This is a genomic window from Bifidobacterium cuniculi (genome assembly GCF_000741575.1).
In the GTDB taxonomy this organism is placed as follows: domain Bacteria; phylum Actinomycetota; class Actinomycetes; order Actinomycetales; family Bifidobacteriaceae; genus Bifidobacterium; species Bifidobacterium cuniculi.
This window is the reverse complement of the sequence record NZ_JGYV01000001.1, coordinates 464,445-476,739: the sequence shown is the minus strand read 5'-3', so window position 1 is coordinate 476,739 and position 12,295 is coordinate 464,445. Positions and strand designations below refer to the sequence as shown.

Below are 12,295 nucleotides of genomic sequence, written 5' to 3'. Positions count from 1 at the left end.
CAGAGTGGCAAACATCAAGTCGCAGAAGAAGCGCGTCCTGACCAACGAGAAGGCGCACAAGCGCAACGTCGCCGTCAAGTCGGCGCTCAAGACCGCCATCCGTCACACCCGCGAGGCCATCGCCTCCGGTGACAAGGAGAAGGCGCAGGCCATGTTCGCGATCGCTTCCCGCAAGCTCGACCAGGCTGCCGGCAAGGGCGTCATCCACAAGAACAACGCCGCCAACCGCAAGTCCAGCCTCGCGGTGCAGATCAACGCCATGTGATTCCGGCCCCATCGGCTTGGACGCAAACGGGTCGGCCCCGTCCACGGTACCGTGGACGGGGCCGACCCGTTTGCGTTGCAACGCTCATCGTGTCCCCTCGTGGCGCTCCCCGTCCGGTGACGCCTTCTGGATGGTGTGCGTCCCGTCGCGGTGATGCACCTGGCGGAACCTCACGGCCGGCAGGTGCACCCGGCTGCGCGGCACCGCGCCGGGCAGCTGCCAGTCGAAGGCGACCGAGCAGATGCGCATCGCCACCACCAGCAACACGATCACTATGTCCAACACCATCTCCACCTGCAGGGATATGGCGCCCCGTGCCTGCCAGCGCCACGCCAGCACCGTGAGCATGCTGCCCAGCACCGCGGGCATGATGTACCAGTGGCGGTCGCGGATCACCATCGGGACCTCGTTGAGCAGGATGTCGCGGATCAGGCCGCCTCCCATTGCGGTGAAAGTGCCCAGGAACACCGCCGTCATGCCGCTGGTGTTGTACATGAGGCCCTTGCTGGTGCCGTTGACGGCGAACAGTCCCAAGGCGAGCGCGTCGATGGCGAGCATGGACCATTTCATCTTGTCGACTTCCGGATGGAAGACCGCCACCGCGCAGCCCGCGGCCAGTGCGGTGAGCACGCTGACCCGGTCGGAGATGCCCACCGGGGGCACCGCGCCCAGCAGGACGTCACGGATGATGCCGCCGCCCAAAGCGGTCAGCCAGGCGGTGATGATGATGGTGAACATGTCGTACTGCTTGCGTACCGCGGCCAGTCCACCGCCCATGCCGCAGAAGAAGATGGCCAGGTATTCCACGCCCTGGATGAACGGTGAGGTCTGGAGTGCTGTTTCCATGCCATGCGCTTTCTGCTCGGGGCTGCAATACGGGACAGGGGATGGCCGTCCGCGCCTGCGGATGGCCATCCCCTGTCGCATGGTTACGAAGTGTACTCAGCACACCTTCCACATCCAGTCGTGCGGATCCTCGATCTCGCCCATCTGGATGCCCAGCAGCTCGTCGCGCAGCTTCATGGTCAGCTCGCCCGGCTCGCCGTCGCCGACGGTCACGTCGAAGTCCTCGCTCTTGAAGCGGCCGATCGGCGTGATGATGGCAGCGGTGCCGCAGGCGAAGACCTCGGTGACCTCGCCGGAGCGGATGTCGTCGAGCAGCTCCTGGAGCACGATCATCTTCTCGACGACGTCATGGCCGGAATCCTCGAGCAGCTGGATGATGGAGCGGCGGGTGACGCCCGGCAGGATGTTGCCGTTGAGGCTCGGGGTCTCCACGTGGCCGTCCTTGTGCGCGACCATCATGTTCATGCCGCCCAGCTCCTCCAGGTAGGTCTTGGTGGCGGCATCCACGAAGCACACCTGCTCGCAGCCCTGGTCGATGCCACGGTACTCGCCCACCAGGGAGGCGGCATAGTTGCCGCCGCACTTGGCGAAGCCGGTGCCGCCGGGGCCGGTGCGGAAGAACTTGTCCTCCACCCAGATGCTCACCGGCTTGACGCCGCCCGGGAAGTACGGGCCGGACGGGGAGGCGATCACGCAGTAGTCGACCTCCTGCGGGGCGCGCACGCCCAGGAAGGGTTCGGAAGCGAAGAGGAAGGGACGCAGGTACAGCGTGTACTCGCGGCGCGTCGGCACCCACTTGCGGTCCTGGAGGACCAGTGCGGCGCAGGATGCCAGGAAGTCGTCCACGGACACTTCCGGCAGGTAGAGGCGCTTCGCGGAATTCTGCATGCGTTCGGCGTTCGCGTCGGGGCGGAACAGCCAGGTGGAGCCGTCGGCATGACGGTATGCCTTGAGGCCTTCGAAGACCTCCTGTGCGTAGTGCAGCACGGAGGCGCCCGGATCGAGCTTGATCGGGGCGTACGGTTCGATGCGCCGGTCGGACCAGCCCTCCCCCTTCGTCCAGCTCATGTGCGCCATGCTGTCGGAGAAGACCTGTCCGAACGCCGGCTTGTCGATGAGCCCCTCGCGCTTGGCGTCGGATGCCGGATTGTCGTTCGGCAGGACGGTGAAGCGCTCGGCGAGGGAATCGAGGTATGCGGGGTCGTGATGGGATTGCGTGGTCATGATGCTTGCTTCTTCAGTTGAATATCGGTGTTCCTATGGTTTGGTTGGTCACCAGCACTTTTGGCGCCTGACTTGGCTCACTACTTTGGCACGACCCCCTTACCAATACGCCGGTTGCGTTCACATACTGAACCGTGTCCTGGTCCGTCGTGCGGTCCGGAGACGGCATCGGGCGCCCGGCCGGCGACGGCGTGCCAACGGGTGCGGTGCATCCACATGGAAGGGGCCCGGACACCTGCAAGGTGTCCGGGCCCCCTTCCGCATGTCGGACAGGCCGCCGCGAGGCGGCCCGGGATCACGCGTTGGCTGTGTCGTCCTTCTCGGCGGTGGCCGGCACGGCGTCGGGAGCGACCTCTGTCTCCTCGGAAGCCGGGGCCTCCTCCGGGACCTCGACGGTCACGACGGACTCGTCCGTGTCCGCCATGTCCAGCTCCACGCCCTCCGGCAGGGCGAGGTCCTTGAGGAAGATGCGGGAACCGGCCTCCAGGTCGTCGACGTCGACCACGATGCGCTCCGGCAGGTTGGCGACATCGGCGCGCACCTTGAGCTGCTGGATGTCCACGAAGGCCACGGCGCCGCCCTTCGGGGTGCCCTCGACGAACACGGGGACCTCGACGTCGATCTTCTCGCCGGCCTTGACCTCGTAGAAGTCGACGTGCTCGACGATGCGCTTGACGGGGTTGCGCTGCACTTCCTTGACGACCACCAGACGGGACTCGTCACCGAACTTGACGGTGATCAGGGCGTTGGTGTGGCGCAGGGCCAGGGTGGTGTCCTTCATCGGCAGCTTCACGTAGAGCGGCTGCTCGCCACCGGCGTAGATGGTGGCGGGAATCTGCTGGGCGACGCGCATGCGGCGGGCCGGGCCCTTGCCGAACTCGGTGCGCAGTTCGCCTTCGAGGACGATGGTGTTGTTGGCCATGGGTGTGTTCTCCTTGGTAGTATGTTCCGCTTCGGCGCATCGTCGGACCGAAGGGCATGCCAAGGGCAGGTCCTGAATGCCGAGTCGATGACGGAAGCGCACCGGTCGGTGCCTTCCCTCGCCAAAGCAACGTCTCTACCGTAGTAGCCTGCTCGGACAATGCCGACGGCCCCTTCCCGGGTACAATCAGGGAAGACATACCGACGGCGGAAAGGCAGGGAACCGGCATATGCGACATCAGGCTCAGGCACACGGACACGACCGGCGCCATCCGGCCGGGAAGGCCGCCACGGCCCTGGCGCTCGGTGCGCTCGGCGTCGCCTCCTACACGGCCGCCGCCGGCGTGGCGTTGTTCTCCATCGCCCTCGACAGCCGCTCTCCCCTGTCGACCTTCGCACACAAGAGCGATCCGCGGTTCACGCGCTTCGACGACAGCTGGCGGCACAGTGACGGCGCCGCCACCTCCTGGTTCCTGCAGACGCGCCAGGCCATGCGGCTGCGCAGCTACGACGGGCTCATGCTGCACGCCTGGCGGCTCGACCCGGACACCGCCCATCCCCTGCCCCACTGCTACGCCATCGTGATGCACGGGTACACCGGCAGTCCCGAGGAGACGGCACCCTGGGCACTGCACTACGCCCGGCTCGGCTTCACCGTGGTCTGCCCGGCGCAGCGCGCCCACGAACTGAGCGAGGGACGCTACGTGACCATGGGCGCGCTGGAACGGCGCGACCTCATGCAGTGGGTGAACCGAATCGTGGCCCACGACCCCCAGGCACGCATCCTGCTGCACGGCAACTCGCTCGGGGCGGCCACCGTGCTGCTGGCGGTCGGCGACCGCCACATCGCGCCCCATATCGCGGCAGTGGTGGCCGACAGCGCCTACGTGGACGCCACCCGCCAGCTGTGCCGTTCGCTGGCATCCGCCCTGCGCATCCCCCAATGGAGCACCGGCCCCATGGCATGGTGCGCGGACCTGCTGCTGCGCCTGCGTGCCGGCGCCGACCTGCATGACGCCGACGTGCTGGCCGCGGTCCGTCGCATGACGGTGCCGGCGTTCTTCACCCAGGGCGGCGCCGACGTCATCGTCGACCCGCGCAGTGCCCGGCGGTTGCGGCAGGCGTACCGCGGCACGGACGGCGAATGCCTGGTCGTCGACGGCGCCGTGCACACCGCGCAGGTCGAGACCGACCCGCACGCCTACTGGCAGGCCATCGACCGCTTCCTGGCACGTCACTTCCCCATCGCACAACAAGCCAAGAGATAGATATTTACGGAAGGGCCCCTGTCGGTGACCATGGTCACCGACAGGGGCCCTTCCGTGGTGTGCAGGTTCGCCGGGTCTCAGGCGAGCAGCTCCTTGACGGCGGCGATGACGGCCTGCAGGCCGGCCTTCGCGTCACCGAAGAGCATCTGCGTGTTCGGCTCGAAGTACAGCTCGTTCTCGATGCCGGCGTAGCCCTTGCCGCGGCCGCGCTTCATCACGACGACGTTCTGCGACTTGTCGACGTCGAGGATCGGCATGCCCGACACCGGCGTGCCCGGCTTGCGGGCGGCCGGGTTGGTCACGTCGTTGGCGCCGACCACCAGGGAGACGTTCGCGGACGGGAACTGCGGGTTGATGTCGTCGAGGTCCACGAGCTCCTCGTACGGCACGTTCGCCTCGGCGAGCAGCACGTTCATGTGGCCGGGCATGCGGCCCGCCACCGGGTGGATGGCGTACTCGACCTCGACGCCGTGCTCCTTGAGCAGCTCGCCCAGGTCGGCCAGCTCACGCTGTGCCTGCGCCTGCGCCAGGCCGAAGCCGGGCACGAAGATGACCTTGTCGGCGTAGACGAGCTGGACGGCCAGGTCGTCCGCCGAGGTTTCCTTCATGGTGCCTTCGGGGCCGTCGGCGGAACCGGCGGCGCCGTCGGAGCCGCCGAAGCCGCCGGCGAGCACGCTCAGCAGCGGACGGTTCATGGCCTTGCTCATGAGCACGGACAGCGTCACGCCGGCGGAACCGACGAGCGCGCCGGCCACGATGAGCGCCACGTTGTCGATCGCCAGGCCGGACATCGCGACCGCGGTGCCGGTGCAGGCGTTGAGGATGGAGATGACGACGGGCATGTCCGCGCCGCCGATCGGGATGACGAAGACCAGGCCGTAGCATAGAGCGAACACGGTGGTCAGCACGGACCACAGCAGGCGCTGGCCCGGCATGACGCACAGCATCACCAGGGAGGCGACGGTCAGCAGGGCGAACAGCACGTTCCACACGCTCTTGCCGGGCAGGCTGAGCTTCTTGACCCAGCCGATGCCCTGCAGCTTGCCCGCCGCGATGAGCGAGCCGGTGAAGGTCACGGAACCGATCATGACGCCCAGGCCTGCGGTGATGAGCACCACCAGGGCCGGGGTGCCCTCGGCGGCGAGGATGTCGTTGAGGGCCACGAGCGCGGCCGCGCCGCCACCCACCGTGTTGAACACGGAGACGAGCTGCGGCATGTCCGTCATCTTGACCTTCTTGGCGGACCAGACGCCGGCGACGGCGCCGACCGCGATGCCGGCGACGAGCAGGCCGATGGCGACCCAGCTGTGGATGAGGTCATGCTGGACGAACAGCTTGACGAAGGCCATGACGACGGCGATCACCATGCCGGCCGCGGAGATGAAGTTGCCCTTGCGGGCGGTCTTGGGCGAGTTCATGTAGTGCAGGCCCATCACGAACATGACGGCCGCGAGCAGGTACACGAACCATGCGACGATGTCGATGGCGCTGGCGGTAGTGGTTGCCTGCATTACTTGGCTCCTCCTTCGTTCTTCTTGTCGGACTTGAACATCTCGAGCATGCGGTCGGTGACCACGTAGCCGCCGACGACGTTCATGGTGCCCAGCACGGCGGCCAGGAAGATGAACACGAAGCTCAGCGGCGTGTCGGCCTCCGCGGCGACGATGACGACGCCGACGATGACGATGCCGTGGATGGAGTTGGCGCCCGACATGAGCGGGGTGTGCAGGGTGGCGGGCACCTTGCCGATGACCTCGATGCCGATGAGCAGGGCGAGGATGAACAGGGTGACGGAAATGACGAGCGACGGCATGCGTTACGCCTCCTTCTGCGCGTTGAGCGGCTTGTGTCCCGCGACGATCATGGCCTGGTCGAGCTCCTCGTCCGGACGCACCGCGAGCGCGCCGTCGACGATGAAGTGGGTGAGGATGTCGGCCACGTTGCGGCTCAGGAGGTTGGACGCCGTGGTGGCGACCTCGCTGGCCAGGTACGGCGCACCGATGACCTTGACGCCATCTTCGGTGACGATCTGGCCGACGGTGGAGCCCTCGACGTTGCCGCCCAGGTCGCTGGCCGCGCAGTCGACGACCACGGCACCGCGGTGCAGTCCCGCCACGCCGCGCTCGGTGAGCAGGACGGGGGGGCTTGCGCCCCGGCACCTTCGCGGTGGTGATGATGATGTCGAAACCGGCTGCCTTCTCGTCGACCGCGGCCTGCTGCGCGGCCTGCTCCTCGGCGGACAGGGCACGCGCGTAGCCGCCTTCGCCCTGGCCGGCGGACAGGTCCAGTCCCAGGTCGAGGAACTTGGCGCCCAGGGACTCGACTTCGTCCTTGGATGCGGGACGCACGTCGTAGGCGGTGACGACCGCGCCGAGGCGCTTGGCGGTGCCGATGGCCTGCAGGCCGGCGATGCCCGCGCCGAGGATGAGGACCTTCGCGGGGCGGATGGTGCCGGCCGCGGTGGTCATCATCGGCAGGAAGGAGCCATAGGCGTTGGCGGCCACGAGGGCGGCCTTGTAGCCCATGACGGAATTCTGCGAGGTCATCTCGTCCATCGACTGGGCGGAGCTGAGCTGTCGCGGGAGGCGTTCGATTGCCACTGCGGTCACGCCCGCCTTCTCCAAGGTCTCGACGTACTCGTTGTCGGTGAACGAGCCGAGCATGCCGATGACCCAGGTGCCCGGCTTCATGCGGGAGATGAGCGCCTCGCCCGGACGGTCGACGAAGCCCAGGGCCTGTGCGTCCTCGAGGATGGTTTCGGCGTCGCATACCTGCGCGCCTGCGGCGATGTAGTCGGCATCGGTGTATTCGGCGGCATCGCCCGCGCCGTGCTCGACCAGGCATGTGACGCCTGACTTGCGCAGCCGTGCCACGATGTCCGGTGTCAACGCGACGCGGGATTCGGTCCCGGAGGTCTCGTTGAACACACCGAAGACCACGGTGCCTTCTGCTTGTTCGGCCATGTGAACCCTTTCTATGCATCCCGCCCAATGCGGGATGGTGAACATACGCCCACCAGTGTAACGAAACGCCTGCGTGACAGCGCCGGCCGTCCACCTTTCGAATGGGTTGCGCACGTTTTCACCGGGCTGGAACGTTTTAGCCCACCGAGTATTTTTGGCGCCCAACATCCCGAAACCCTGCGAAAACCGCGGTTTTCCTACGCAACCGTAAGGTGACGGAACGTCCCCGACCCATTAATATGCAAGGAAGCACAAGGATTTTTCCGGCTGTTCGGCAAGTCACAAGGAGCACTTCATGTCCATTTTCAACAAGGTCCGACAACAAGCATCGGACGCCACGCAACGCATGCTGCGCCTCGGCGGGGACTTCAAGCACCCCATCAGCGACGCGGCCGACGAGCCGGATTACGTCGATCCGGAGGCCATGCTCCAGCATCACAACTACGAGGAGCTGCCCCGCGTGGACTTCTGGGGTCCGGACCGTCCGACGACCACCTACATCGACGCCGACTCCGGCTTCATCACCGCCAGCACCGAGGGCAACGGCCCCCTGCCGGACAACTACACGATCTACCGCATCTACGAGGACCGTGCCAACCGCATGGGCAACGAACCGCTCTACACGTTCAAGCGCAACGGCGACTGGGTGTCCAAGACGGGCAACGAGACCCTGGCGGACATCCGCGCCGTGGCCAAGGGCCTCATGCACCTGGGGCTGAGGAAGGGTGACGGCGTGGCCTTCATGTGCCACACCTCCTACGAGTGGGACGTGTTCGACGCGGCCGTGGTCGCCATCGGCGGCGTGCTCGCCACCGTCTACGACACCGATTCGGACGAGCAGATCCGCAACATCGTGAACAACTCCGACGCCATCCTGCTCATGGTCGAGACGAAGGACATGCGCGTCAAGGCGAAGCTCGCCGAACGCGAATGCCCCACGCTCAAGCACATCATGTGCATGGAGACCGGCGCCATGGACGAACTGAAGGAATACGGCCGCAACGTCACCGACAAGCAGCTCGACGAACGCATCGACTCGATCAGGAAGACCGACATGTGCTCCATCGTGTACACCTCCGGTTCCACTTCCGCCCCCAAGGGCGTGGAGATGACGCACGAGCATTACTGCGCCACCGCCACGAACCTGCCCACGTACATGCCCGACCTGCTGCACGACAAGCGCAACCGCGTGCTGCTGTTCCTGCCGCAGGCGCACTCCTTCGCCCGCGCCATCAACTACATCTGCGTGGCCTCGGACATCCACCTGTACATCGCCAACGGCATCAAGACGCTGACCGCCGACCTGCGCGTGGCACGCCCGCATATCATGATCGTGGTCCCCCGCGTGCTCGAGAAGGTCTACAACGCCGCCTCGCAGAAGGCCGGCGAAGGTCCCAAGGGCCGCGTGTTCGCCGCCTCCGTCGTCGCCGCGCAGAAGTACATGGAGGAGCTCAGCGACAAGGGCCACGCCTCCCGCTTCGCCACGATGCGCCGCAACGCCTTCGACCCGCTGGTGTACGCCCAGGTGCGTGACGCCCTCGGCGGCTGCGCCAAGTGGATCGTGACCGGCGGCGCTCCCCTCGACCCGGACCTCATGGCCTTCTTCCGCGGCGCAGGCATCCCGGTGTACGAAGGCTACGGCCTGACCGAGACCACCGCGCCCTGCGCCTTCAACCCCCTGAGCGTGCCGTACCACCAGGGTTCGGTCGGCATTCCCTTCCCCGGCTTCCAGGTGCGCATCGGCGAAGGCAACGAGATCGAGGTCAAGGGCACCGCGGTCTTCCCGCGCTACCACAAGAACGACGAGGCCACCGAGACCTCCTTCGCCAAGGACGACTGGTACATCACCGGCGACCTGGGACGTCTCGACGACGACGGCTTCCTGTACATCACGGGCCGCAAGAAGGACCTCATCATCACCGCCGGCGGCAAGAACGTCTCCCCCGGCCCCATCGAGGAAGTCATCCAGCGCTGCCCGTTGGTCTCCCAGGCCCTGGTGCTGGGCGACAAGCGCCCGTTCATCTCCGCCCTCATCACCCTGGACGACGAGGCCGTGCGCCCCTGGCTGAGCTCCAAGGGCCTCAACCCGGACATGACCATGCAGGAGGCCGCCGACAACGCGGCCGTACGCGCCGAGGTGCAGAAGTGGGTCGACAAGGCCAACGAGGGCGTCTCCCGTGCGGAGTCCGTGCGCAAGTTCATCATCCTGCCCGAGCAGTTCACCCAGGAGAACGGCCTGATGACCGCATCCATGAAGGTGATCCGCCCGAAGGTCCTCAAGCGCTACGCCACCCTGCTCAACACGCAGATGTACACCACCCGCAAGCCGGAGGCAGCAGCCCAGCACTGATCCGGCCGGGATCCCAGTCCCCGTAACGGGTCGGGCCCCGGACGAACTTCACGGTTCGTCCGGGGCCCGAATCTTTCAGAAGCCGAGGCGGTCGAGCTTCTTGGGGTCGGACTGCCAGTTCTTGGCGACCTTGACGTGCATGTCGAGCTGTGCCTTCTGCCCGACCAGGCGGTTGACGGCGGTGCGCAGCTTCTTCTTGACGTAGACGAGGTGTTCGGCCTTGTGTCCGATGATGATGGCCTTCTGCGAGTCGCGTTCCACGTAGATGGAGACCATGACGCGCGCCTTGCCGGCGTACTGCTCCCCCGACTCGTTGTCCTGCGGGTATTCGATCCCGTCGACGACCACCGCCAGGGAATGCGGCAGCTCGTCATGCAGTTCCTCGAGAAAGGCGCCGCGGATGAGCTCCGCGATCGTGTCCTCGGGGCGTTCCTCCGTGAGCTGGTCCGCTGGGTACATCTGGGGTCCTTCGGGCAGGTGCTCGAACAGCACGTTGCGCACTTCCTCCAGGTTGTCGTCCTTGAGGGCGCTGACGGGCACGATGTCGGCGAAGTCGGCGAACTCGTTGATGGCGATGAGCTTGTCGATGAGCTGTTCGCGGGTCAGTTCGTCGATCTTGGTGACGATGGCGATCAGGGGCACTTTCCACTGGAAGGTGCCGTCCTCGCGCTTGGTGGCGAACTGGGAGCGCAAACGGCTCAGGATGCGCTTGTCGCCGGGGCCGATCTCCTGGTCGGCGGGCAGCAGGAAGGCGATTTCGTCGGCGTCGGCGAGGGATTCGTCCACGACGTCGTTGAGCCGTTGGCCGAGCAGGGTGCGAGGCCGGTGGATGCCGGGGGTGTCCACGAGCACCATCTGCGCGTGTTCCTCGGTCAACACCCCACGGATGGCCTTGCGGGTGGTTTCCGGGCGTGAGGATGCGATGGCGATGCGCGTGCCGATGAGGGCGTTGATGAGGGTGGACTTGCCGACGTTCGGGCGTCCCACGACTGCCACGAATCCGGACTTGTAGGGGGTGGCGTCGCCGGCCTGTTGCTGTGTGTCGTTCATGATTCGTTCCGTTCCTGGTCCTTGCCGTCCTCTTCCGGCGCTTGGTCGCCGGCCTGTCCGTCATTATCCTGCCGTGCCGGGACGGGTTCGGCCACGATGGTGGACACCTTCTTGCGCCGGCCTGCCGAGTCCACGGCGGTCAGCTGCAATCCGTGGGTGACGGCGCTGGATCCCACGATGGGCACGCGTCCCAGGAGCTTGGTCAGGAGCCCGTAGACGGTGTCGACGTCGTTCTCGTCCAGGTCGACCTCGAAGATCTCCTCGAGCTCGGCGATGGACGTGCGTGCCGGCATGCTCCAGGTGCGATAGCCGATCTGCTCGGGGTCGGCATGCTGCGCCCGGTCGTGCTCGTCGTCCAGTTCACCCACGATCTGCTCGATGGCGTCCTCGATGGTGACCATGCCGGCGATGCCGCCGTATTCGTCGCACACCATGGCCACGTGGTTGCGTGTCTGCTGCATTTCGTGGAAGAGGTCGTCGGCGGGTTTGGATTCGGGCACCAGCATGGGTTTGCGCATGATGGATTCCACGCTTCGAGCGAACGCCTCGTGGTTGAAGGAGGTGGCGCGGACCGCGTCTTTGAGGTAGGCCACGCCGAGCAAATCGTCGAGGTCGGCACCGATGACGGGAACCCGTGAGAAGCCGGAGCGGGAACACAACTTGAGGAAGTCCTGCAGGTCCTCGTCGCGCTCGATGCAGATCATGTCCGTGCGCGGCACCATGATCTCACGGGTCAGGGTATCCGACAGCATGAGTACGTTGCGCAGCATCTCCGACACCTCCGGGTCGAAGCGGTTGCTCTCGACGAGTCGGTCGATGGCGGCCTTGCCCTGTTCCAGCTGGATTTTCTCCAGTTCCTCGTCGTCGGAGGGTTCCGCCTGTCGGCGTGATGCGCCCTCGTGATGGCGACGGCGGGTGAAGGGGGTGACCTTGGTGGCCGCCGACACGAGGGAGGCATGCCTGAGCATGAGCTCCATGGGACGGTTCGAGCCGGCGGTCCTTGGCCGTACGAGCACCGAGACGAGCGCCACCAGCAGTGCTCCCGTGAAACCCACCAGGAGGTCCAGCCAGACAGGCTGGGAGAACAGGCTCATGACCACGGTCACCAGCACGCCGATGAGCACATTCGCGAAGATGCGGAAGAAGGCACATGAATTGGCTGCGACATTGCGGTTGGCGATGACGCGCTGCACCGTGTGGATCTTCCTGACGCGCTTGTTGCGGTTGAAGGCGGACAGTTCGGGGTCGGTCTGCGCCTCGATCATGAGGTTGTTCAGGCTTGCCCGGGTGACCCGGGCCACTGCGCTCTCCAGTCCCGCCATCATCAGGGCCAGCCATGCCAGTACGATGGCCATGGCCCCCAGGACGACAGCCGTGACTATGGCGGCTTGTTCACTCATCGACGTCA

10 protein-coding genes and 1 pseudogene are annotated in these 12,295 nt (G+C 66.1%); 3 read left to right on the top strand and 8 right to left on the bottom strand.

All coding sequences use genetic code 11. The annotated features are described in order from the left end of the window. The first annotated feature begins 4 nt into the window (after window positions 1–4). Complete coding sequence (rpsT, locus tag BCUN_RS02160) at window positions 5–265, top strand: 30S ribosomal protein S20 (RefSeq protein ID WP_033518705.1); 261 nt, start codon at window positions 5–7, stop codon at window positions 263–265. 84 nt (window positions 266–349) lie between these two features. On the opposite strand, the gene BCUN_RS02155 is transcribed toward rpsT, so the two are convergent. From BCUN_RS02155 to BCUN_RS02145, 3 genes are all read right to left on the bottom strand, one after another. Beyond that, complete coding sequence (locus tag BCUN_RS02155) at window positions 350–1,111, bottom strand: trimeric intracellular cation channel family protein (RefSeq protein WP_033518506.1); 762 nt, start codon at window positions 1,109–1,111, stop codon at window positions 350–352. 96 nt (window positions 1,112–1,207) lie between these two features. Beyond that, window positions 1,208–2,335, bottom strand: a complete 1,128-nt coding sequence (locus BCUN_RS02150) for a branched-chain amino acid aminotransferase (protein ID WP_033518508.1) — start codon at window positions 2,333–2,335, stop codon at window positions 1,208–1,210. Between the two features lie 295 nt (window positions 2,336–2,630). Then, on the bottom strand, window positions 2,631–3,257 hold the full coding sequence (locus tag BCUN_RS02145) for a 50S ribosomal protein L25/general stress protein Ctc (protein ID WP_033518510.1): 627 nt from the start codon (window positions 3,255–3,257) through the stop codon (window positions 2,631–2,633). Window positions 3,258–3,486: 229 nt separating this feature from the next. Between BCUN_RS02145 and BCUN_RS02140 the strand changes: the two genes are divergently transcribed. Further along, window positions 3,487–4,524: an alpha/beta hydrolase gene (locus BCUN_RS02140; protein ID WP_051920501.1), complete on the top strand. Its 1,038-nt coding sequence runs from the start codon at window positions 3,487–3,489 to the stop codon at window positions 4,522–4,524. Between the two features lie 77 nt (window positions 4,525–4,601). Here BCUN_RS02140 and BCUN_RS02135 read toward each other — a convergent pair whose 3' ends face one another. The 3 genes and pseudogenes from BCUN_RS02135 to BCUN_RS02125 form a co-directional block, all read right to left on the bottom strand. Then, on the bottom strand, window positions 4,602–6,035 hold the full coding sequence (locus BCUN_RS02135; RefSeq protein ID WP_034258255.1) for an NAD(P)(+) transhydrogenase (Re/Si-specific) subunit beta: 1,434 nt from the start codon (window positions 6,033–6,035) through the stop codon (window positions 4,602–4,604). Further along, window positions 6,035–6,337, bottom strand: coding sequence for an NAD(P) transhydrogenase subunit alpha part 2 (locus BCUN_RS02130; RefSeq protein ID WP_033518449.1), 303 nt, complete (start codon window positions 6,335–6,337; stop codon window positions 6,035–6,037). The genes BCUN_RS02135 and BCUN_RS02130 overlap by 1 nt, the downstream gene beginning before the upstream one ends. A 3-nt stretch (window positions 6,338–6,340) precedes the next feature. Then, a pseudogene (locus BCUN_RS02125) lies at window positions 6,341–7,487 on the bottom strand (NAD(P) transhydrogenase subunit alpha). A gap of 295 nt (window positions 7,488–7,782) precedes the next feature. Here BCUN_RS02125 and BCUN_RS02120 point away from each other — a divergent pair. Further along, entirely contained in the window at window positions 7,783–9,837 is a 2,055-nt protein-coding gene (locus tag BCUN_RS02120) for an AMP-dependent synthetase/ligase (protein WP_034258253.1), read from the top strand. Window positions 9,838–9,912: 75 nt separating this feature from the next. Here BCUN_RS02120 and era read toward each other — a convergent pair whose 3' ends face one another. After that, on the bottom strand, window positions 9,913–10,887 hold the full coding sequence (gene era, locus BCUN_RS02115) for a GTPase Era (RefSeq protein WP_033518417.1): 975 nt from the start codon (window positions 10,885–10,887) through the stop codon (window positions 9,913–9,915). Continuing rightward, the gene (locus tag BCUN_RS02110) at window positions 10,884–12,287 is read right to left on the bottom strand and encodes a hemolysin family protein (RefSeq protein ID WP_033518423.1); all 1,404 of its coding nucleotides are present in this window, start codon (window positions 12,285–12,287) and stop codon (window positions 10,884–10,886) included. Before BCUN_RS02110 ends, era begins: the two co-directional genes overlap by 4 nt. Between the last annotated feature and the right edge of the window lie 8 nt (window positions 12,288–12,295).